Here is a 22326-nt window from a genome sequence, read left to right as displayed (position 1 = left end):
TTGTGATCGCCCTCTCCCTCGCCGAGATCGCAGCAGTCGTCGGCGGGCAGACGCACGACATACCGGATCCGTCCGTCCAGGTCACCGGACCGGTCGTCCGGGACTCCCGCGAGGTGGTGCCCGGCAGCCTCTTCGCCGCCTTCGCCGGTGAACGCGTGGACGGCCACGACTTCGCGACAGCCGTCGTCGAGGCGGGCGCGGTCGCCGTACTGGCGTCGCGCCCCGTCGGCGTGCCCGCGATCGTCGTCGACGACGTCCAGCGGGCCCTCGGCGCCCTGGCCCGGCATGTCGTCGGCCGCCTCGGCGCGACCCTCGTGGCCCTCACCGGCTCGGCGGGCAAGACCAGCACCAAGGACCTCCTCGCCCAGGTGCTGCGCAGCAAGGCGCCGACCGTCTTCACCCCCGGCTCTCTCAACAACGAGATCGGGCTGCCGCTGACCGCCCTCAGCGCCACCGAGGAGACGAAGTTCCTCGTGCTGGAGATGGGCGCCCGCGGCCTCGGCCACATCCGCCACCTCACCGAGCTGACCCCGCCGAGGATCGGCCTGGTGCTCAACGTGGGCACCGCCCACATCGGCGAGTTCGGCGGCCGTGAGCAGATCGCTCAGACGAAGGGCGAGCTCGTGGAGGCGCTTCCCGAGGACGGTGCGGCGATCCTCAACGCCGACGATCCGTTGGTCCGGGCCATGGCCTCCCGTACCAAGGCGAAGGTGATCCTTTTCGGAGAGTCGGCCGAAGCGGACGTACGCGCCGAGAACGTACGACTCACGGACAGCGGACAGCCCTCCTTCAGGCTTCACACACCCTCCGGTGCAAGCGATGTGACCATGCGCCTGTACGGTGAGCACCACGTGTCGAACGCGCTCGCCGCGGCCGCCGTCGCCCATGAGCTGGGCATGTCCGCGGAAGAGATCGCCACCGCGCTCTCCGAGGCGGGCACCCTCTCCCGCTGGCGGATGGAGGTCACCGAGCGCCCGGACGGCGTGACCATCGTCAACGACGCCTACAACGCCAATCCCGAGTCCATGCGAGCCGCTCTGCGCGCGCTCGTGGCCATGGGCAGGGGGCGGCGGACCTGGGCGGTGCTCGGCAAGATGGCCGAGCTCGGGGACGAGGCGCTCGCCGAGCACGACGCGGTCGGACGGCTCGCCGTCCGGCTCAACGTCAGCAAGCTCGTCGCGGTCGGGGACAGGGAAGCGTCCTGGCTGCAACTGGGCGCATATAACGAGGGTTCGTGGGGTGAGGAGTCGGTGCACGTGTCCGACGCACAGGCGGCGGTCCACCTGTTGCGCAGCGAGTTGCGCCCGGGGGACGTCGTGCTCGTGAAGGCGTCCCGTTCGGTGGGTCTGGAGAGCGTTGCCCAGGCGCTGCTCGAGTCCGGTACCGAGGGTGAGGTTGCCGCCCGATGATGAAGCAGATCCTGTTCGCGGGTGTCATTGGTCTGTTCCTCACCCTGATCGGCACCCCGCTGCTGATCAAGCTCCTCGCGCGCAAGGGCTACGGCCAGTACATCCGCGACGACGGCCCCCGTGAGCACGCCAGCAAGCGCGGTACGCCGACCATGGGCGGTATCGCCTTCATCCTGGCGACGATCGCCGCGTACTTCCTGTCCAAGGTGATCACCGGCTACGCGCCGACCTACTCCGGCCTGCTGGTGCTCGGCCTCATGACCGGCATGGGCCTGGTCGGCTTCCTCGACGACTACATCAAGATCGTCAAGCGGCGCTCGCTGGGTCTGCGGGCCAAGGCCAAGATGGCCGGCCAGCTGCTCGGCGGCATCGCCTTCGCCGTGCTCTCGCTCCAGTTCGCCGACGCGCGCGGCAACACCCCGGCCTCCACCAAGCTGTCGTTCATCACCGACTTCGGCTGGACGATCGGCCCGGTGCTGTTCGTGGTCTGGGCGCTGTTCATGATCCTGGCGATGTCGAACGGCGTGAACCTCACCGACGGTCTGGACGGTCTGGCCACCGGCGCCTCCGTGCTGGTCTTCGGCGCCTACACGTTCATCGGCGTCTGGCAGTTCCAGGAGTCCTGCGCCAACGCGGGGACCCTGACCAACCCCAACGCCTGCTACGAGGTGCGCGACCCGCTCGACCTCGCGGTCGTCTCCTCCGCGCTGATGGGCGCCTGCCTCGGCTTCCTGTGGTGGAACACCTCGCCCGCCAAGATCTTCATGGGTGACACCGGTTCGCTCGCCCTCGGCGGTGTCCTCGCGGGTCTCGCCATCTGCTCCCGCACCGAGCTGCTGATCGCCATCCTCGGCGGCCTGTTCGTCCTGATCACCATGTCGGTGGTCATCCAGGTCGGTTCCTTCAAGCTCACCGGCAAGCGCGTCTTCCGGATGGCGCCACTCCAGCACCACTTCGAACTCAAAGGCTGGTCCGAAGTCCTTGTAGTGGTCCGATTCTGGATCATTCAGGGCATCTGTGTCATCGTCGGACTGGGCCTCTTCTACGCGGGATGGGCAGCGGACAAGTGACCTCATCGGTGTCCTCGGCGGCTTCGGCGTCTTCCGGGGCGTTCGACTTCCGGGGCAAGCACGTCACCGTCGCCGGGCTCGGCGTCTCCGGCGTCCCGGCGGCCAAGGTGCTGCACGGCCTCGGCGCCCTCGTCACGGTCGTCAACGACGGCGACGACGAGCGTGCCCGCGCCCAGGCGGCCGACCTAGAGGCGCTCGGCATCACCGTGCGCCTCGGCGACGGCGCGACCCTGCCCGAGGGCACCGAGCTCATCGTCACCGCACCCGGCTGGCAGCCGGACAAGCCGCTGTTCACGGCGGCGGCCGAGGCCGACGTGCCGATCTGGGGCGACGTCGAGCTGGCCTGGCGGCTCCGCGGCCCGGACGCCGCCCCCTGGCTGGCCGTCACCGGCACCAACGGCAAGACCACGACCGTCCAGATGCTCGCCTCCATCCTGGCGGCGGCGGGCCTGCGCACGGCCGCCGTCGGCAACATCGGCGTCTCGCTCCTCGACGCCGTGCTCGGCGAGGAGGAGTACGACGTCCTGGCCGTCGAGCTCTCCAGCTACCAGCTCCACTGGGCGCCGTCGCTGCGCGCCCACTCGGCCGCCGTACTGAACCTGGCGCCCGATCACCTCGACTGGCACGGCTCCATGGAGGCGTACGCGGCCGACAAGGGCCGTATCTACGAGGGCAATCGGGTCGCCTGCGTCTACAACGTGGCCGACAAGCTCACCGAGGACCTGGTGCGCGAGGCGGACGTCGAGGAGGGCTGCCGGGCCATCGGCTTCACCCTCGGCACCCCCGGACCCTCCCAACTCGGCGTCGTGGACGGGATCCTGGTCGACCGCGCCTTCGTCGAGAACCGCCACAAGAACGCGCAGGAGCTGGCGGAGGTCTCCGACGTCAACCCGCCCGCCCCGCACAACATCGCCAACGCCCTTGCCGCGGCGGGCCTCGCCCGTGCCTTCGGGGTGCCCGCCACGGCCGTACGGGACGGTCTGCGGGCCTTTACGCCGGACGCGCACCGCATCGCGCACGTGGCCGACGTGGACGGGGTCGCGTACATCGACGACTCCAAGGCCACCAACACGCATGCGGCGGAAGCCTCGTTGGCGGCATATGAGTCGATCGTATGGATTGCGGGCGGTCTGGCGAAGGGTGCGACCTTCGACGAGCTGGTCACCAAGTCGGCGAAGCGGCTTCGCGGCGCCGTCCTCATCGGCGCCGATCGCGCCCTGATCCGCGACGCCCTCGCGCGACACGCCCCGGAAGTACCCGTCGTCGACCTCGACCGGACCGACACTGGGGCGATGCTCCAGGCGGTCCAGGAGGCGAAGCGGCTCGCGCGGCCCGGCGACACGGTGCTCCTCGCCCCGGCCTGCGCCTCCATGGACATGTTCACCAACTACAACAAGCGCGGTGACGCGTTCGCGGAGGCGGTTCGCGAACTCGGCGCGGGCGCCTGACGGCGGGTCTCGGCCACAGCGGGTGCTTCGGGACCCTGGGAGGGACGCGTGACTCGCATGTGGCTCAGGCCGGGAGGAGCCGGGGATGTCCGGTAGCCGCACGGGGCGCCCGCCGGTCCGGCGGACCGCCGGACGGCCCACGGCCCCCCGCGGCCCGCGTGAGAACTCCGTACGACGGCTCTACACGCGCGCGTGCAAAGCCTGGGACCGGCCGCTGACCGCGTACTACCTGATCCTCGGCGGCAGCCTGCTGATCACCGTGCTGGGCCTGGTGATGGTCTACTCAGCCTCCCAGATCACCGCGCTCCAGCTGGCGCTGCCGGGCTCGTACTTCTTCCGCAAGCAGTTCCTGGCTGCCGTCATCGGCGGCGGTCTGATGTTCGCCGCCTCCCGCATGCCGGTGAAACTGCACCGGGCGCTGGCCTACCCGATCCTCGCCGGCGCCGTGTTCCTGATGGTCCTGGTGCAGGTGCCGGGGATAGGGCTGGCGGTCAACGGCAACCAGAACTGGATCTCCCTCGGCGGCTCCTTCCAGATCCAGCCGAGCGAGTTCGGCAAGCTGGCGCTGGTCCTGTGGGGCGCGGACCTGATCGCGCGCAAGCAGGAGAGGAAGCTGCTGGCCCAGTGGAAGCACATGCTGGTGCCGCTGGTCCCGGTCGCCTTCCTGCTGCTCGGGCTGATCATGCTCGGCGGCGACATGGGCACGGCGATCATCCTCACCGCGATCCTGTTCGGGCTGCTGTGGCTGGCGGGAGCGCCCACCCGGCTGTTCGTCGGCGTGCTCTCGGTCGCCTCCGCGATCGGTGTGATCCTGATCAGGACCAGCCCCAACCGCATGGCCCGGCTCGCCTGCATCGGCGCCACCGAGCCGCGCTCCGGGGCCGCCGACTGCTGGCAGGCCGTGCACGGCATCTACGCCCTCGCCTCCGGCGGACTCTTCGGCTCCGGTCTCGGTGCGAGCGTGGAAAAATGGGGCCAACTACCCGAAGCCCACACCGACTTCATCTTCGCCGTCACCGGTGAGGAACTGGGCCTCGCCGGGACACTGTCGGTGCTGGCCCTCTTCGCGGCTCTAGGCTATGCGGGTATCCGCGTGGCCGGACGCACGGAGGACCCCTTCGTGAGGTACGCCGCGGGAGGCGTGACCACCTGGATCACCGCCCAGGCGGTGATCAACATCGGTGCGGTGCTCGGTCTGCTGCCGATCGCCGGTGTCCCGCTCCCGCTGTTCTCCTACGGAGGGTCCGCCCTGCTGCCGACCATGTTCGCCATCGGGCTGCTGATCGCCTTCGCGCGCGACGAGCCTGCGGCGCGGGCGGCACTTGCCATGCGGCAACCTCGGTTTGGTAGAAAGCGGGCCGGGGGTACTCCGGGACCCCGGAGATGGAACACGATGCGACGGCGCGCCTCCATGGCGCGCTCGTCCGGAGAGCGGTGAATTTCGGTGCATGTCGTACTCGCCGGTGGGGGGACCGCCGGCCACATCGAGCCCGCGCTCGCCCTCGCGGACGCCCTGCGCAGGCAGGACCCCACCGTGGGGATCACGGCCCTGGGCACTGAGCGCGGCCTGGAGACCAGGCTCGTGCCCGAGCGCGGCTACGAGCTCGCGCTGATCCCGGCGGTGCCGCTGCCGCGCAAGCCCACTCCGGAGCTGATCACCGTCCCGGGCCGGCTGCGCGGCACGATCAAGGCGACCGAGCAGATCCTGGAGCGCACCAAGGCCGACTGCGTGGTCGGCTTCGGCGGCTACGTGGCCCTGCCCGGCTATCTCGCCGCCAAGCGCCTCGGTGTGCCGATCGTGATCCACGAGGCCAACGCCCGGCCCGGACTCGCCAACAAGATCGGCTCCCGGTACGCGGCGCAGGTCGCCGTCTCCACGCCGGACAGCAAGCTGCGCAATTCCCGCTACATCGGCATCCCGCTGCGCCGCTCCATCGCCACGCTGGACCGCGCGGCCGTGCGTCCCGAGGCCCGCGCCCGCTTCGGCCTGGACCCGAACCTGCCCACACTGCTCGTCTCCGGCGGCTCGCAGGGCGCCCGCCGGCTCAACGAGGTGGTCCAGCAGGTCGCCCCCTGGCTCCAGCAGGCCGGCATCCAGATCCTGCACGCGGTCGGCCCGAAGAACGAACTGCCGCACGTGCAGCAGATGCCGGGTATGCCCCCGTACATCCCGGTAAGTTATCTGGACCGGATGGACCTCGCGTACGCCGCGGCCGACATGATGCTCTGCCGCGCGGGCGCGATGACCGTCGCCGAGCTCTCCGCTGTCGGACTCCCGGCCGCCTATGTCCCGCTGCCCATCGGCAACGGCGAACAGCGGCTCAACGCCCAGCCGGTGGTCAAGGCCGGAGGCGGACTGCTGGTCGACGACGCGGAGCTGACCCCCGAGTGGGTCCAGCACAACGTCCTGCCCGTGCTCGCCGATCCGCACCGGTTGTACGAGATGTCCCGCGCCGCCGGTGAGTTCGGCCGCCGGGATGCCGACGACCTGCTCGTCGGCATGGTGTACGAGGCGATCGCCGCGCACCGTCGTTAGCATCGGCGAGTAAGGGGCGCGCCGGAGGGCAGCCGAGCTGTGGAAGGAGCGCGCGCGTGGCCGGACCGACCACCACCGAGCGTGGTGAACGCCAGCAGGAGTCGTCCGGCCCGCCGCTCGTCCGGCGATTGAGGAATCCCCGCGTTCGTACGATCGTCATCCTGGCGGTTGTCGTCGTGCTCCTCGGTGCCGGTTCCGTCTGGCTGTTGTACGGCTCGCAGTGGCTGCGCGTGCAGCATGTGTCGGTCTCCGGGACCCGGGTCCTGACGCCCGCACGGGTGCGCGAGGCCGCCGATGTGCCGGTCGGGGAGCCGCTGATTTCGGTCGACACCGATGCGATCGGGGCTCGACTCCGCAAGAAATTGCCCCGAATTGACACGGTTGATGTGGTCCGTTCCTGGCCCCGGGGAATCGGGCTGAAAGTGACCGAGCGTACTCCGGTCCTGCTTGTCCAAAAGGCCGGAAAGTTTGCCGAAGTGGACGACGAAGGTGTCCGTTTCGCCACGGTTTCGCAGGCGCCGAAAGGCGTTCCGACGCTGGAATTGAAGGCGCCTCGGCGGGGTTCGGCCACCGCGAGCCTGCGGCGATTCGGGCCGGACCGGCTCGTGCGGGAGGCGGTCCGGGTCGCAGGCGACATCCCGGCCGCCGTCGCGCGCGACACCCGGGTCGTCAAGGTCCGTTCCTACGACGACATCTCGCTGGAGTTGACCGGGGGCCGGACGGTCGCCTGGGGCAGTTCCGAGAGCGGCCGCGCCAAGGCCCGCACCCTTGCCGCCCTGATGAAAGCCTCGCCCGGCGCACGGCACTTCGATGTCAGTGTTCCCACCGCCCCTGCGTCAGCGGGGAGTTGACGCACATCAGCGCAGGCCAGCACCCTGGTTGGGCACCGCTATGCCTGATCACATAGGGTGAAAAGAAAAACGGGAGGTTCGGCGTGTTCGTTGAACGTGCGCCACTTGTCGACTTAGTGTCCTGTTCAGAAGACTCCAAGGAACGGAAACACTGGTAACCCTAAACTTCAGCGTTAGGGTTCGGGTCGGCGCTCGGACCGTCCCATTCGGCATCAGTCGGCGGAGCGCGGCGGACCCGCGAGACGACGGCAACGTAATTCGAGGCGAGAGGCCTTCGACGTGGCAGCACCGCAGAACTACCTCGCAGTCATCAAGGTCATCGGTGTCGGCGGCGGTGGTGTCAATGCCATCAACCGGATGATCGAGGTCGGTCTCAAGGGTGTCGAGTTCATCGCCATCAACACCGACGCGCAGGCGCTGTTGATGAGCGACGCCGACGTCAAGCTCGACGTCGGCCGCGAACTGACGCGCGGACTCGGAGCCGGAGCCAACCCGGCCGTCGGCCGCAAGGCCGCCGAGGACCACCGCGAGGAGATCGAGGAGGTCCTCAAGGGGGCCGACATGGTCTTCGTGACGGCCGGTGAAGGCGGCGGCACCGGCACCGGCGGCGCGCCCGTCGTGGCCAACATCGCGCGCTCCCTGGGTGCCCTCACCATCGGCGTGGTCACGCGCCCGTTCACCTTCGAGGGGCGGCGCCGGGCGAACCAGGCCGAGGACGGCATCGCCGAGCTCCGCGAAGAGGTCGACACCCTCATCGTCATCCCGAACGACCGGCTGCTGTCCATCTCGGACCGACAGGTCTCGGTGCTCGACGCCTTCAAGTCGGCCGACCAGGTTCTGCTCTCCGGTGTCCAGGGCATCACCGACCTCATCACCACCCCCGGCCTGATCAACCTCGACTTCGCCGACGTCAAGTCGGTCATGTCCGAGGCCGGCTCCGCCCTGATGGGCATCGGCTCGGCCCGCGGCGACGACCGCGCGGTGGCCGCGGCCGAGATGGCGATCTCCTCGCCGCTGCTCGAGGCCTCCATCGACGGCGCGCGGGGCGTGCTGCTGTCCATCTCCGGCGGCTCCGACCTCGGCCTGTTCGAGATCAACGAGGCCGCGCAGCTGGTCAGCGAGGCCGCCCACCCCGAGGCCAACATCATCTTCGGCGCGGTCATCGACGACGCCCTCGGTGACGAGGTCCGGGTCACCGTGATCGCGGCCGGCTTCGACGGCGGCCAGCCGCCGGCCCGCCGGGACAATGTCCTCGGCTCGGCCTCGGCCGCCGCCCGTCGTGACGAGCCCGCTCCGGTACGACAGCCCGAGAGCCGCCCGTCCTTCGGTTCGCTCGGCAGCGTGACCCCGAAGGAGGAGCCGGAGCCCGCCCCCGTTCCGGTGAACGAGACCCCGGCCGTCCCGCCGATCACACCGGCGCCGCGGACCTACGCGGACAGTGCGGCCGAGGAACTGGACGTGCCGGACTTCCTGAAGTGATAGGACAGCGCGACACCGTGAACGGCGCGCACTTCGCCTTCACCGACAGGTGGGGCGGGGTGAGCGCCGTTCCGTACGAAGAGCTCAACCTCGGCGGGGCGGTCGGCGACGACCCCGCCGCCGTCCGGGCCAACCGCGAACGCGCGGCCGGCTCCCTGGGGATCGACCCGGGCCGAGTGGTCTGGATGAACCAGGTGCACGGCGCGGACGTGGCCGTGGTGGACGGACCCTGGGGCCCCGCCGCCGAGATCCCCCCGGTCGACGCGGTCGTCACCGCCCGCCGCGGACTCGCCCTGGCCGTGCTCACCGCCGACTGCGTGCCGGTCCTGCTCGCCGATCCGGTCGCCGGGATCGCCGCCGCGGCCCACGCGGGCCGGCCCGGGATGGTCGCCGGGGTCGTCCCCGCCGCCGTACGGGCCATGGTGGAGCTCGGCGCCGAGCCGTCCCGGATCGTCGCCCGTACCGGGCCCGCCGTCTGCGGCCGGTGCTACGAAGTACCGGAGGCGATGCGCGCCGAGGTCGCCGCCGTCGAACCGGCGGCGCACTCCGAGACGAGCTGGGGCACACCGGCGGTCGATGTGAGCGCCGGAGTGCACGCGCAGCTCGAACGGCTCGGGGTGCACGACCGGGAGCAGTCGCCGGTGTGCACGCTCGAGTCGGGCGACCACTTCTCGTACCGTCGCGACCGCACCACCGGACGGCTCGCGGGCTATGTGTGGCTGGACTGATGGGGCATGACGGACCGTAAGACTGAACTCGCCCGAAACCTGGCGAAGGTGGAGGAACGCATCGCCGCCGCGTGCGCGGCCGCCGGGCGCAAGCGGGAAGAGGTGACCCTGATCGTGGTCACCAAGACCTATCCGGCGAGCGATGTACGAATGCTGTCGGAACTCGGTGTGCGCCATGTGGCCGAGAACCGCGACCAGGACGCGGCCCCCAAGGCCGCCGCCTGTTCGGATCTGCCTCTTAATTGGCACTTTGTCGGGCAATTGCAGACCAACAAGGTGCGATCCGTGGTCGGTTACGCGGATGTCGTGCAGTCCGTCGACCGTTCCCGGCTCGTCACGGCTCTGTCGAACGAGGCCGAGCGGGCCGGGCGCGAGGTGGGGTGCCTCATCCAGGTCGCGCTGGACGCGGGCGCGGCCGGCCGGGGCGAGCGCGGTGGTGTGGCGCCCGGCGGAATCGAAGAGTTGGCCGACCTGGTCGCCCGTGCTCCAGGTCTGCGGCTCGACGGACTGATGACCGTCGCTCCGCTCACCGGCGCATACGCGGGGCGTCAACAGGCGGCGTTCGAGCGGTTGATGGATTTGTCGACTGACCTGCGCCGAGCCCATCCGGCTGCGAACATGGTCTCTGCAGGGATGAGTGCGGACCTCGAGGAGGCCGTGGCGGCCGGGGCGACACATGTGCGCGTCGGCACTGCGGTGCTCGGAGTCCGCCCCAGCCTCGGGTAACGTCGCCAGGAAGTCGGACCACAGCAGAAAATATGGTCAATGCCGCCGAAGGCGGGCACAACGACCTCGTGGATCGCAGGACTTGGCAGTCGTCAGCCGATCCACCACAGAGCGGAGGACTCAGAGCATGGCCGGCGCGATGCGCAAGATGGCGGTCTACCTCGGCCTCGTGGAGGACGATGGGTACGACGGCCGCGGATTCGACCCCGACGACGACTTCGAGCCCGAACTGGACCCGGAGCCCGAGCGGGACCACCGGCGGCATGAGCCGTCACATCAGTCACACGCCGCACATCAGTCCCAAAGGGACGAAGCGGTGCGAGTGGTGCAGCCGCCCGCGCAACGTGAACCGGTGTCCCACGCCGCTTCGCTGCCCGCGGAATCCGGGCGCCCCGCGCGGATCGCGCCCGTGGCGTCCATCACACAAGAACGTCAGTCCCTGGAGAAGAACGCACCGGTGATCATGCCCAAGGTCGTGTCGGAACGAGAGCCGTACCGGATCACCACACTGCACCCCCGGACCTACAACGAGGCCCGTACCATCGGGGAACACTTCCGTGAGGGCACCCCGGTGATCATGAATCTGACTGAGATGGACGACACAGACGCGAAGCGACTTGTCGACTTTGCGGCTGGTTTGGTGTTTGGTCTTCACGGCAGCATCGAGCGGGTGACGCAGAAGGTGTTCCTGTTGTCGCCTGCTAACGTCGATGTCACGGCGGAGGACAAGGCCCGCATCGCAGAGGGCGGGTTCTTCAACCAGAGCTGAGACACAGACCGGTCGTCGCATGGAACAGGGGAGAGGGAAGCACGGATCATGAGCGTGTTCCTGGACGTGATCTACATCGCGCTGATGTGCTTCCTCATCGTGCTGATCTTCCGGTTGGTCATGGACTATGTCTTCCAGTTCGCCCGCTCATGGCAACCCGGCAAGGCGATGGTGGTCGTTCTGGAGGCCACCTACACTGTCACCGATCCACCGCTCAAGCTTCTGCGGCGGTTCATTCCGCCGCTGCGTCTCGGGGGCGTGGCGCTCGACCTGTCCTTCTTCGTACTGATGATCATCGTCTACATCCTGATCTCGATCGTGAGCCGGCTGTGAGCGATGTGAACTACCGTCTTGCCGATGCCGACGACTACGTTGAGGTGAAGAGATGCCGTTGACCCCCGAGGACGTGCGGAACAAGCAGTTCACGACCGTCCGCCTCCGAGAAGGCTATGACGAGGACGAGGTCGATGCCTTCCTCGACGAGGTCGAAGCCGAGCTGACCCGACTGCTTCGCGAGAACGAGGACCTGCGCGCCAAACTGGCCGCGGCGACGCGTGCTGCTGCCCAGAACCAGCAGAACATGCGCAAGCCTCCGGAGCAGGACGGGCCTCCCGGCATGCCTCAGCAGGGGATGCGAGGTCCCGGCTCTCCGGTGCCCGCCGGCATATCGGGCCCACCGCAGCAGCAGATGGGCGGCCCCATGGGAGGCCCGCCCCAGCTGCCCAGCGGTGCTCCGCAGTTGCCGGCCGGTCCCAGTGGCCAGGGCGGTCCGCAGGGTCCCGGTCCGATGGGCCAGGGTCCGATGGGCCAGGGCCCCGGCATGGGTCAGGGTATGGGCCAGGGCATGGGCCCCGGTCCTATGGGCGGTCAGCCCCCGATGCAGCAGATGGGCGGTCCGATGGGCGGCCCCATGGGCGGCCCCGGTCAGGGCCCCGGCGGCGACAGCGCCGCCCGTGTCCTCTCGCTGGCCCAGCAGACCGCCGACCAGGCGATCGCCGAGGCCCGCTCCGAGGCGAACAAGATCGTCGGCGAGGCCCGCAGCCGCGCCGAGGGTCTGGAGCGTGACGCCCGTGCCAAGGCCGACGCCCTGGAGCGGGACGCGCAGGAGAAGCACCGCGTCGCGATGGGCTCCCTGGAGTCCGCCCGCGCCACGCTGGAGCGCAAGGTCGAGGACCTGCGTGGCTTCGAGCGCGAGTACCGCACGCGCCTGAAGTCGTACCTGGAGTCGCAGCTGCGCCAGCTGGAGACCCAGGCCGACGACTCGCTCGCCCCGCCGCGCACCCCGGCCGCGGCGTCCCTCCCGCCGTCCCCGGCGCCTTCCATGGCTCCGGCAGGCGCGAGTGCCCCGTCCTACGGCGGCAACCAGCCCATGGGTGGCCCCCCGGCGCCCGCTGCCCCGTCCTACGGCGGCCAGCAGCAGATGTCCCCGGCGATGACCCAGCCGATGGCTCCCGTCCGTCCGCAGGGCCCCGGCCCGATGGGCCAGGCTCCCTCGCCGATGCGCGGGTTCCTGATCGACGAGGACGACAACTGACGGCCGGCACGGTCAGTAGTACGCCTTAGGCGTCGGCGGCGTTCAACAGGGCGGGGCCCCGGATTTCGATCCGGGGCCCCGCCCTGTTTACGCGTGTTGACGGTGATGTCGGTGGGGGCTGTAGCGTGCGCACCGTGGACGATCAGGAGTTCGCCGGGGACCGGCAGGCCGACGCCGAGACGCTGCGGCGCTGGGAGGCGTGGGCGAGTGAGGCCCGTACGCAGTTGGCGGCGGCGGGGCTGCCCGTGGAACCGCACGGACTGGACCCGGCCGTGGGAGCGGGCGCCGTCGTGGAGGTCGACCCGGGAGCGGACGAGGCGGGCGGCGTCTACGTCAGCTGGCGCCCGGCCCCGGTGCTGCGCGTGGCCGCGATGCGCCGTGCCATGGAGCAGCGGTCCGATGACCCGGTGCTCGGGCACATGAATGCCATCGACAAGGCGATGACGGAGGCGATCCGAGCAGTCCTCACCGCGGGCGGCTTCGAGATCGGTGACAGCCCGAACGATTTTGCGGAGGGCACGGTGTATGTGATCGGCCCCCCGCGCCGACGGCTGCTGGAGTCCCTGGGTCTGGACGCACCGTGCTGCGGGGGAGCGCCCGACATGGGCCGGGGCTCGGTGCCGGTGGGTGGGCCGGGGCCCGGGTAGAGGTGTGTTCGACATGGGTCGGGGCCCGGCTCCCGTGGGAGGAGCGGGCCCCGAGTAGGTGTGTGGCTCAGGCCTTGTGCAGGCGGAAGGTGAGCGACAGGCCTTCGTCGGTGAACGGGTCGCCGTAGGTGTCGTCCCCCTCGCCCTGGGCGAAGTCGGTCGCCAGGACCTCGTCGGCGATCAGTTCGGCGTGCTCGCTCAGGGCCGCGATGACCGCCGGGTCCGTGGAGGTCCAGCGCAGCGCGATACGGTCGGCCACGTCGAGGCCGCTGTTCTTGCGGGCCTCCTGGATCAGCCGGATCGCGTCACGGGCGAGGCCCGCCTGCCGCAACTCCTCGGTGATCTCCAGGTCGAGGGCGACCGTGGCGCCGGAGTCGGAGGCGACCGACCAGCCCTCGCGCGGGGTCTCCGTGATGATCACCTCGTCGGGGGCGAGGGCGACCGTCTCGCCGTCGACCTCCACCGACGCCGTGCCCGCGCGCAGGGCGAGGGACAGCGCCGTCGCGTCGGCGTTCGCGATGGCCTTGGCCACGTCCTGGACCCGCTTGCCGAAGCGCTTGCCCAGGGCCCGGAAGTTCGCCTTGGCGGTGGTGTCCACCAGAGAACCGCCGCCCGCTGGACCGGCGGAGGAATCCGACAGCGAGGCCAGGGAGCTGACGTTCAGCTCCTCGGTGATCTGCGTGTGCAGCTCCGGGTCGAGGGACTCGAAGCCCGCCACCGCCACCAGGGCACGGGACAGGGGCTGGCGGGTCTTGACGCCCGACTCCGCGCGCGTGGCGCGGCCCAGCTCCACCAGGCGGCGGACCAGGACCATCTGCTTCGACAGCTCCGGGTCGATGGCGGACAGGTCTGCCTCCGGCCAGGCCGCCAGATGCACCGACTCCGGGGCGCCCGGGGTCACCGGCACGACCAGGTCCTGCCAGACCCGCTCGGTGATGAACGGGGTCAGCGGGGCCATCAGCTTGGTGACCGTCTCGACGACCTCGTGCAGGGTGCGCAGCGCGGCCTTGTCGCCCTGCCAGAAGCGGCGGCGCGAGCGGCGGACGTACCAGTTCGACAGGTCGTCGACGAACGCCGACAGCAGCTTGCCGGCGCGCTGGGTGTCGTACGCCTCCAGCGCCTGCGTCACCTGGTCGGTGAGCGCGTGCAGCTCGGACAGCAGCCAGCGGTCCAGCACCGGGCGGTCGGCCGGGGCCGGGTCGGCCGCGCTGGGCGCCCAGTTCGACGTACGGGCGTACAGCGCCTGGAAGGCGACCGTGTTCCAGTACGTGAGGAGCGTCTTGCGGACGACCTCCTGGATGGTGCCGTGACCGACCCGGCGGGCCGCCCACGGGGAACCGCCGGCCGCCATGAACCAGCGCACCGCGTCCGCGCCGTGCTGGTCCATGAGCGGGATCGGCTGCAGGATGTTGCCCAGGTGCTTGGACATCTTGCGGCCGTCCTCGGCGAGGATGTGGCCCAGGCAGACCACGTTCTCGTACGACGACTTGTCGAAGACCAGCGTGCCGACGGCCATCAGCGTGTAGAACCAGCCGCGGGTCTGGTCGATCGCCTCGGAGATGAACTGCGCCGGGTAGCGGCTCTCGAACAGCTCCTTGTTCTTGTACGGGTAGCCCCACTGCGCGAACGGCATCGAGCCCGAGTCGTACCAGGCGTCGATGACCTCGGGCACGCGCGTGGCCGTCTTGGCACACTGCGGGCAGCCGAAGGTGACGGCGTCGATGAACGGGCGGTGCGGGTCGAGCTGGGACTGGTCCGTGCCGGTCAGCTCGCTGAGCTCGGCGCGCGAGCCGACGACGGTGAGGTGGTCGTCCTCGCAGCGCCAGACGGGCAGCGGGGTGCCCCAGTAGCGGTTGCGGGACAGCGCCCAGTCGATGTTGTTGTTCAGCCAGTCGCCGAAGCGGCCGTGCTTGACCGTCTCCGGGTACCAGTTGGTCTTCTCGTTCTCTTCGAGGAGGCGGTCCTTGACGGCCGTCGTGCGGATGTACCAGGACGGCTGCGCGTAGTACAGCAGCGCGGTGTGGCAGCGCCAGCAGTGCGGGTAGCTGTGCTCGTACGGGATGTGCTTGAAGAGCAGACCGCGCTGCTGGAGGTCCTCGGTGAGCTTTTCGTCGGCCTTCTTGAAGAAGACGCCGCCGACAAGGGGGACGTCCTCCTCGAAGGTGCCGTCCGGGCGGACCGGGTTCACGACGGGCAGGCCGTACGCGCGGCAGACCCGGAGGTCGTCCTCACCGAAGGCGGGCGACTGGTGGACCAGACCCGTACCGTCCTCGGTGGTGACGTACTCGGCGTTCACCACGTAGTGGGCGGGCTCCGGGAACTCCACCAGCTCGAACGGACGTTGATACGTCCAGCGCTCCATCTCGGCGCCCGTGAAGGTCTGGCCCGTGGACTCCCAGCCCTCGCCGAGCGCCTTCTCGAGGAGCGGCTCGGCGACGACGAGCTTCTCCTCACCGTTCGTCGCGACGACGTAGGTGACCTCGGGGTGCGCGGCGACCGCCGTGTTGGAGACCAGGGTCCAGGGGGTGGTCGTCCACACCAGGAGCGCGGCCTGGCCGGCGAGCGGACCGGAGGTGAGCGGGAAACGGACGTACACGGACGGGTCGACGACCGTCTCGTAGCCCTGCGCCAGCTCGTGGTCCGACAGGCCGGTGCCGCAGCGCGGGCACCAGGGGGCGACGCGGTGGTCCTGGACCAGCAGGCCCTTGTCGAAGATCTCCTTCAGCGACCACCAGACCGACTCGATGTACTCGGGGTCCATCGTGACGTAGGCGTCGTCGAGGTCGACCCAGTAGCCCATGCGGGTCGTGAGCTGGGTGAAGGCGTCGGTGTGGCGGAGCACGGACTCACGGCACTTGGCGTTGAACTCGGCGATGCCGTACGCCTCGATGTCCTGCTTGCCGGAGAAGCCGAGCTCCTTCTCGACCGCCAGCTCCACGGGCAGGCCGTGGCAGTCCCAGCCGGCCTTGCGGGCCACGTGGTAGCCGCGCATGGTGCGGAAGCGGGGGAAGACGTCCTTGAAGACGCGCGCCTCGATGTGGTGGGCGCCGGGCATGCCGTTCGCGGTGGGCGGGCCCTCGTAGAACACCCACTCGGGGCGCCCCTCGGACTGCTCCAGACTCTTGGCGAAGATCTTCTGGTCGCGCCAGAAGTCGAGCACCGCGTGCTCGAGCGCGGGCAGGTCGACCTGGGCGGGTACCTGGCGGTACGTCGGCGCTGTCATCTGCGAGCTTCCTCCAACGGACTTGCTGCCTTCCGTCGGAGGGACGAGAGCCGTATGTGCTACGTACGCCGTGTGCGGCGCGCTCCCGCGGTACCACCCTCCTTGGCTCCCCGTGCGCCGTATGCGCCGGTGAGCCCCCTCATTGGGGTCACGATGCCGGTTCTACCGGCCCCTGGGCCTGCGCTGGGGCTTTCTTCCGGCGGCTCCGGGGTGATCTTCACGTCGCGCTCGCCCCCGGGCTTCCACCGTCCCCGGGTCGCTCTGGGCTGCGTACGTCGCTACTCGTCCCCATCCACGCTTTTCGCTCCGCCCAGTGTACGGCGCCGCGGGGACAGCGGACGACCGGATTTCCGGCACCCCCGGCCGGGAGGCCCGGCCGGGGGTGCCGGCCCATGGCACCGGACGACGGCGAGATGACCCGAATGGCGAGGTGCGCGTGTTCGGATCCCGGGATGCCCGGCCCGGCGGATTACCTGGCGGGGAGCTGGGCACAACGCATGCAGACCTGCTGCGCGGGGGGCGCGGGGCGGGCGAATCGGGCGGCGTGCCCCGTTGCCGCGGGACTCAAGTCGATTTATCGTCCCAGCACGATTCGCGTGCAAGATCACAATATGTGAAGGGGCCGCGGCCATGGTGGTGAAACAGACCGCCGTACAGCAGTCGGCGTCCGGCAGGTCCAGGGGCGCGGCGGCCTCCGGCAGCGCGGATGCCTCCGGCGGTACGGCCAAGGGCATAGGGGGGAAGAAGAGCACGCAGAAGGGCACCGCTGCGGGGGCCGCGAACTCCGTGAAGCCGGTGAAGCCTGTGAAGCCGGTCAAGGCCGTGCGGTCGACCGGTGCCGAGGAGACCGTCGCGAAGAAGGCGACCGCTACGAAGGCGGCTCCTTCGAGGAAGGCGGCCGAGGGGGAGGGGGGCGGGAGACGAGCGGGCAAGAAGGCGGCAACCGGGACGGCGGCCACCGGGACGACGGCTGCCGGGAAGGCTGCCACCGAGCAGGCTGCGACCAGGCAGGCCGCCTCGAAGCAGACCGCTTCGAAGAAGGCCGCCGCGAAGAAGTTGGCCGGCAAGGAGTCGGCTGCCAAGGCGACGGGCGCAAAGAAGCCCGTCGCCAAGAAGCCCGCTGCCAAGAAGGTGACCGTGAAGACGTCGATTGCGGAACAGACGGCTGTTGAGGAGACGACCGGCGGCGACACGAGGACGGCAGCCAAGAGGGCCGCCACCTCGAAGAAGACGGCCGCCGCGAAGACGGCCGCCGCGAAGAAGGCCGCGGAGAAGAAGGCCGCGGAGAAGAAGGCCGCCGAGACGAAAGTCGTGGAGAAGGCGGAGAAGGCGGAGAAGAAGGGGGCCGCCAAGAAGACCGTCGGGAAGAAGGCGGTCGCGGGGAAGGCGGGTGCCGGGAAGGCCGCCGCCTCCGAAAAGGCTGTCGCCGAGGGGGGCACGGAGAGCGTCGGCGCCGAGGGCGCCTCCCGGAAGAGCACCTCCACCAAGGGGGCGGCCAAGAAGAGCACGGCCAAGAAAGCGGGCGCGGCGCGGGCCGCGAAGCAGACGGGAGCCACGACGGTGGTTGCGAAGAAGACTCCTGGCACGGCCACGGCGGCGAAGACCGCAGTCCCCAAGGCGCGGGTTGCCGCGGTGGAGCCCGGCGAACTCGCGGTGCGCCCGGGCGAGGACCCCTGGACGCCGGAGGAGGTCGAGGAGGCACGCGCCGAGCTGCTGTCCGAGGAGGAGCGGCTGCGTGCCGAGATCACCTCCTCCGAGGAGTCCATCGTGGGCCTGATGCGGGACTCGGGGGACGGCGCCGGCGACGACCAGGCGGACACCGGCACCAAGAACATCACGCGCGAGCACGAGATGGCCCTGGCCGCCAACGCGCGCGAGATGCTCGTCCAGACCGGGCGCGCCCTGGAACGCCTGGACGCGGGCACCTACGGCCTGTGCGAGAACTGCGGCAACCCCATCGGCAAGGCCCGGATGCAGGCCTTCCCGCGAGCCACCCTGTGCGTGGAGTGCAAGCAGAAGCAGGAACGCCGCTACTGAGCACAGGGGTCGTCCGAGGCGTGCCGTAGTCTCGTCCTCAGTCAGGCACCTAGGTTGAGGGACTCACGTGGCAGAGGCGGAGCGCATCATCGGTACGCCGGACACCCCGGACGACGGAGGCGACCGGGCGGCAGCGGCCGGCGCGCCCGTGGTCTCCGGTGCGTCCGGCGCGGACGAGCGGGGGACCGTGGCCGAGCGGCCCCGGGGCAGGCGCCGGATCGCGGTGCTGTTCGCGGTGGCCGCATTCGCGTACGCCCTCGACCTGATCAGCAAGATGCTCGTGGTCGCGAGGCTGGAGCACCACGCGCCGATCAAGCTCGTCGGGGACTGGCTGGAGCTCAACGCCCTGCGCAACCCCGGTGCGGCCTTCGGCTTCGGACAGGCCTTCACGATCATCTTCACGGTGATCGCGGCCGCCGTGATCGTGGTGATCATCCGCCTCGCCCGCAAGCTCTACAGCCTGCCCTGGGCGATCGCGCTCGGTCTGCTGCTCGGCGGTGCGCTCGGCAACCTCACCGACCGGATCTTCCGGTCGCCGGGACTCTTCGAGGGCGAGGTCGTCGACTTCATCGCGCCCAAGGGCTTCGCGGTCTTCAACCTGGCCGACTCGGCGATCGTCTGCGGCGGCATCCTGATCGTGCTGCTGTCCTTCCGCGGTCTGGACCCGGACGGCACCGTCCACAAGGACTGAGGCCGCGGCGCTCTCGTACGGGGCTGTCTCACCCGTCCGGCATACTCGACGGGTGAGCACGATTCCCGAGATCCGTACCCTGCCCGTGCCCGACGGCCTGGAGGGCGAGCGCGTCGACGCCGCCATCTCCCGCATGTTCGGCTTCTCCCGTACGAAGGCGGCGGAGCTCGCCGCAGCAGGCAAGGTGCAGGTCGACGGCTCGGTGGTCGGCAAGTCCGAGCGGGTGCGCGGCGGCGCCTGGCTCGAGGTCGAGATGCCGCAGGCGCCCGCGCCGGTGCAGGTGGTGGCCGAGCCGGTCGAGGGCATGGAGATCGTGCACGACGACGATGACGTGGTCGTGATCGTCAAGCCGGTCGGCGTCGCCGCGCACCCGTCGCCGGGCTGGAGCGGACCGACCGTGATCGGCGGCCTGGCCGCCGCCGGCTACCGGATCTCCACCTCGGGCGCCGCGGAGCGCCAGGGCATCGTGCACCGCCTCGACGTCGGCACCTCCGGCCTGATGGTGGTCGCCAAGTCCGAGTACGCGTACACGTCGCTCAAGCGCCAGTTCAAGGAGCGCACGGTCGACAAGCGCTACCACACGCTCGTCCAGGGCCACCCCGACCCGACCAGCGGCACCATCGACGCGCCCATCGGCCGCCATCCCAACCACGACTACAAGTGGGCGGTCACGGCCGACGGCAAGCCCTCCGTGACGCACTACGACCTCATCGAGGCCTTCCGCGCCGCCTCCCTGCTCGACGTGAAGCTGGAGACCGGCCGCACCCACCAGATCCGCGTCCACATGGCCGCCCACCGCCACCCCTGCGTCGGCGACCTGACCTATGGCGCCGACCCGACCCTCGCCAAGCGGCTCCGCCTCACCCGCCAGTGGCTGCACGCCGTCCGGCTCGGCTTCGAGCACCCCGGGGACGGGCAGTGGGTCGAGTTCGAGTGCGACTACCCCGAGGACCTTCAGCAGGCCCTGGACCAGGTCCGCGAGGAGACCTGGGCATGAGTGCCGCCTGCACCGTGCGGATCGCCGACGACCCGGCCGATCGCGAGGCGTGCTTCGCGGTGCGCAAGGAGGTCTTCGTCGTCGAGCAGCGCGTCCCGCAGGACATCGAGTACGACGAGTACGACGCCGTGGCCGTGCATGTGCTGGCCGTCCGGGAGGACGGCGTGCCGCTCGGCACCGGGCGGCTGCTGTCCGGCGAGGCGGCCGCTTCGAAGACCGGCGGCGACCCGTCGGTGGGCTCCCTGGGGCGGCTCGCCGTCGCACGGGAGGCGCGTGGGCTGGGCGTCGGTGTCGCGCTCGTGCGGGCCATCGAGGAGGCGGCACGCGCGCGTGGGCTGACGGCGCTGGACCTGCACGCCCAGACGCACGCGCTGGGCTTCTACGAGCGGCTCGGGTACGAGGCGTACGGCCCGGAGTACCAGGAGGCGGGGATCCCGCACCGGGCGATGCGGCGCTCCCTGTAGCGCCCGGGGCCGGCGACGTACCGGCCGGGGCCGCCGACAGGCCGGTGCCGAGGCGGCCGTGGCAGGCTTGAGGCCTGCTGCGTGATCGTCGACTCCCGGAGCGCCGCCCGTGGATCAGTTGGCCCTGTTGTTCGTGTTGCTGCTGGGGGCCCTGGTGAGCGTGCCGGTGGGGGACCGGCTGGGACTGCCCGCTCCGGTGCTCATGACGCTGCTCGGCATCGCCCTCGCGGTGGCCGACTTCGTGCCGAACGTGGACTTCCCGCCCGAGCTGATCCTGCCGCTGCTGCTGCCGCCCCTGCTGTACGCGGCGGTGCGACGGACCTCGTGGCGGCAGTTCGCGGCCAACAAACGGCCGATCTTCCTGCTGGCCGTGGCCCTCGTGTTCGTCACCACGGCGAGTGTGGCCGCCGTCGCCGGGGCGATCGTGCCGGGGCTGTCGATGGCCGCCGCCGTGGCGCTGGGCGCGCTGGTGGCTCCGCCCGACCCGGTGGCCGCCACCGCCGTCGCGGGGCAGCTCGGGCTGCCGCGCCGGCTGGTGTCGATCCTGGAGGGCGAGGGGCTGTTCAACGACGTCACGGCGATCGTGCTCTACCACGTGGCGATCGCCGCCGTCGTCAGCGGCACATTCTCGCCGTGGCGGGCCGGTCTCGACCTCGTGCTGTCCGCGGTGGTCGCCGTGGCCGTGGGGCTCGCGCTGGGCTGGGGCGCGAACAAGCTGCTCGACCTGCTGGGGGACCCGACCCTGCAGATCGGTCTGACCCTGCTGGTGCCGTACGCGTCCTACGTGCTCGCGGAAGAATGGCACGGGTCCGGGGTCCTCGCCGTGCTCACCGCCGCGCTGTTCCTGGCCGAGTACGCCCTGGGCGCCGACGACGTGATGACACGGCTTGCCGGGCACACGTTCTGGGACATCGTGGACACGCTCGTCACCGGGGTCGCGTTCGGGCTGATCGGCCTGGAGCTGCACAACGCGATCCGCACGGCGTCCGGGCGGTGGGGCGAGATGCTGGGCTGGGCGGGCACCGTCGTGGCCGTGGTGGTGTTCGTACGGCTGGTGTGGCTGCTCCCGGCCACCTGGCTGACCAAGCGGCTGCACGCCAAGCGGGACTACGACGAGGACATTCCGATGAGCTGGCGGGAGACGGTCGTCATGTGGTGGTCGGGGATGCGCGGGGTGGCCTCGGTGGCGCTGGCGCTGGCCATCCCGCTGAAGACCGACGCCGGGTCCGGCTTCCCCGACCGGGACGAGATCGTGTTCATCGCGTTCGGGGTGATCATGGCGACGCTGGTGCTGCAGGGGCTGACCCTGCCGTGGCTCGTGAAGCGGCTGGGGGTGCGGGCCGACAACGAGCGGGAGAAGGAGTTCGAGAAGCGGCTGGCCGTGCGGGCGGCGAAGGCGGCCAAGCGCAGGCTCCGGGAGATCGAGCAGGTCGAGGACCTGTCGGAGGACCTGTCCGAGCAGATGCTGCGCAGCGCCTACGACATCGGGGTGCGGATCAGCCCGGACATGGGCGAGGAGGAGCGGCGGGAGGCCCACCAGCTGCGGGTCCGGAAGCTGAGGCGGGTGCGGCGGATCCAGGGGGAGATGCTGAGCGCGGCGCGCCACGAGGTGCTGGCGGCGCGGAGCGAGCCGGGGGCGGATCCGGAGATCGTGGACCGGGTGCTTCGGCATCTGGATGTGCGCAGTCTGCGCTGAGGGCGCGCGACGCCGTCCCCA

At 70.4% G+C, this 22326-nt stretch carries 19 protein-coding genes; 18 read left to right on the top strand and 1 reads right to left on the bottom strand.

Translation table 11 applies throughout. The features are described from left to right. The first annotated feature begins 2 nt into the window (after positions 1–2). From N8I87_RS10855 to N8I87_RS10795, 13 genes are all read left to right on the top strand, one after another. On the top strand, positions 3–1409 hold the full coding sequence (locus N8I87_RS10855) for a UDP-N-acetylmuramoyl-tripeptide--D-alanyl-D-alanine ligase (protein ID WP_263207764.1): 1407 nt from the start codon (positions 3–5) through the stop codon (positions 1407–1409). Beyond that, positions 1409–2479 (top strand): phospho-N-acetylmuramoyl-pentapeptide-transferase, encoded by a 1071-nt coding sequence (mraY, locus tag N8I87_RS10850; RefSeq protein ID WP_263216381.1) that lies wholly within the window; start codon positions 1409–1411, stop codon positions 2477–2479. Before N8I87_RS10855 ends, mraY begins: the two co-directional genes overlap by 1 nt. Continuing rightward, positions 2461–3927, top strand: coding sequence for a UDP-N-acetylmuramoyl-L-alanine--D-glutamate ligase (murD, locus tag N8I87_RS10845; RefSeq protein WP_263207763.1), 1467 nt, complete (start codon positions 2461–2463; stop codon positions 3925–3927). Before mraY ends, murD begins: the two co-directional genes overlap by 19 nt. Positions 3928–4012: 85 nt before the next feature. After that, a complete protein-coding gene (gene ftsW / locus N8I87_RS10840; RefSeq protein WP_263207762.1) occupies positions 4013–5365 on the top strand; it encodes a putative lipid II flippase FtsW in 1353 nt (450 codons plus the stop codon). A gap of 6 nt (positions 5366–5371) precedes the next feature. Then, positions 5372–6463: an undecaprenyldiphospho-muramoylpentapeptide beta-N-acetylglucosaminyltransferase gene (murG, locus tag N8I87_RS10835; protein WP_263207760.1), complete on the top strand. Its 1092-nt coding sequence runs from the start codon at positions 5372–5374 to the stop codon at positions 6461–6463. 56 nt (positions 6464–6519) lie between these two features. After that, positions 6520–7314 carry a cell division protein FtsQ/DivIB gene (locus N8I87_RS10830; RefSeq protein WP_263207758.1) on the top strand — a complete coding sequence of 265 codons (795 nt, stop codon included), beginning with the start codon at positions 6520–6522 and terminating at the stop codon, positions 7312–7314. Positions 7315–7593: 279 nt separating this feature from the next. Further along, complete coding sequence (gene ftsZ, locus N8I87_RS10825) at positions 7594–8793, top strand: cell division protein FtsZ (protein WP_263207757.1); 1200 nt, start codon at positions 7594–7596, stop codon at positions 8791–8793. Beyond that, positions 8790–9521 (top strand): peptidoglycan editing factor PgeF, encoded by a 732-nt coding sequence (gene pgeF / locus N8I87_RS10820; protein ID WP_263207755.1) that lies wholly within the window; start codon positions 8790–8792, stop codon positions 9519–9521. The genes ftsZ and pgeF overlap by 4 nt, the downstream gene beginning before the upstream one ends. Before the next feature lie 6 nt (positions 9522–9527). Then, a complete protein-coding gene (locus tag N8I87_RS10815; RefSeq protein ID WP_263207753.1) occupies positions 9528–10247 on the top strand; it encodes a YggS family pyridoxal phosphate-dependent enzyme in 720 nt (239 codons plus the stop codon). A gap of 127 nt (positions 10248–10374) precedes the next feature. After that, positions 10375–11016 (top strand): cell division protein SepF, encoded by a 642-nt coding sequence (locus N8I87_RS10810; protein ID WP_263207751.1) that lies wholly within the window; start codon positions 10375–10377, stop codon positions 11014–11016. A 48-nt stretch (positions 11017–11064) separates the two neighbouring features. After that, positions 11065–11349 carry a YggT family protein gene (locus N8I87_RS10805; RefSeq protein ID WP_263207749.1) on the top strand — a complete coding sequence of 95 codons (285 nt, stop codon included), beginning with the start codon at positions 11065–11067 and terminating at the stop codon, positions 11347–11349. Between the two features lie 52 nt (positions 11350–11401). Further along, a complete protein-coding gene (locus N8I87_RS10800) occupies positions 11402–12550 on the top strand; it encodes a DivIVA domain-containing protein (RefSeq protein WP_263207747.1) in 1149 nt (382 codons plus the stop codon). Positions 12551–12684: 134 nt separating this feature from the next. Continuing rightward, a complete protein-coding gene (locus N8I87_RS10795; RefSeq protein ID WP_263207745.1) occupies positions 12685–13197 on the top strand; it encodes a hypothetical protein in 513 nt (170 codons plus the stop codon). Between the two features lie 67 nt (positions 13198–13264). Here N8I87_RS10795 and ileS read toward each other — a convergent pair whose 3' ends face one another. Further along, complete coding sequence (gene ileS / locus N8I87_RS10790) at positions 13265–16420, bottom strand: isoleucine--tRNA ligase (protein WP_263207744.1); 3156 nt, start codon at positions 16418–16420, stop codon at positions 13265–13267. A 630-nt stretch (positions 16421–17050) separates the two neighbouring features. On the opposite strand from ileS, the gene N8I87_RS10785 reads away from it, so the two are divergent. From N8I87_RS10785 to N8I87_RS10765, 5 genes are all read left to right on the top strand, one after another. Then, on the top strand, positions 17051–18457 hold the full coding sequence (locus N8I87_RS10785) for a TraR/DksA family transcriptional regulator (protein ID WP_263207742.1): 1407 nt from the start codon (positions 17051–17053) through the stop codon (positions 18455–18457). A gap of 67 nt (positions 18458–18524) precedes the next feature. Then, on the top strand, positions 18525–19148 hold the full coding sequence (gene lspA, locus N8I87_RS10780; RefSeq protein WP_263207740.1) for a signal peptidase II: 624 nt from the start codon (positions 18525–18527) through the stop codon (positions 19146–19148). Between the two features lie 52 nt (positions 19149–19200). Continuing rightward, positions 19201–20145 carry an RluA family pseudouridine synthase gene (locus N8I87_RS10775; RefSeq protein ID WP_263207738.1) on the top strand — a complete coding sequence of 315 codons (945 nt, stop codon included), beginning with the start codon at positions 19201–19203 and terminating at the stop codon, positions 20143–20145. Then, entirely contained in the window at positions 20142–20609 is a 468-nt protein-coding gene (locus N8I87_RS10770) for a GNAT family N-acetyltransferase (protein ID WP_263207736.1), read from the top strand. The genes N8I87_RS10775 and N8I87_RS10770 overlap by 4 nt, the downstream gene beginning before the upstream one ends. A gap of 109 nt (positions 20610–20718) precedes the next feature. Further along, entirely contained in the window at positions 20719–22305 is a 1587-nt protein-coding gene (locus N8I87_RS10765; protein WP_263207735.1) for a Na+/H+ antiporter, read from the top strand. Positions 22306–22326 lie beyond the last annotated feature (21 nt).

It is taken from the genome of Streptomyces sp. HUAS 15-9 (assembly GCF_025642155.1).
Classification (GTDB): Bacteria; Actinomycetota; Actinomycetes; order Streptomycetales; family Streptomycetaceae; genus Streptomyces.
This window is presented reverse-complemented; position numbering and strand designations above follow the sequence as displayed.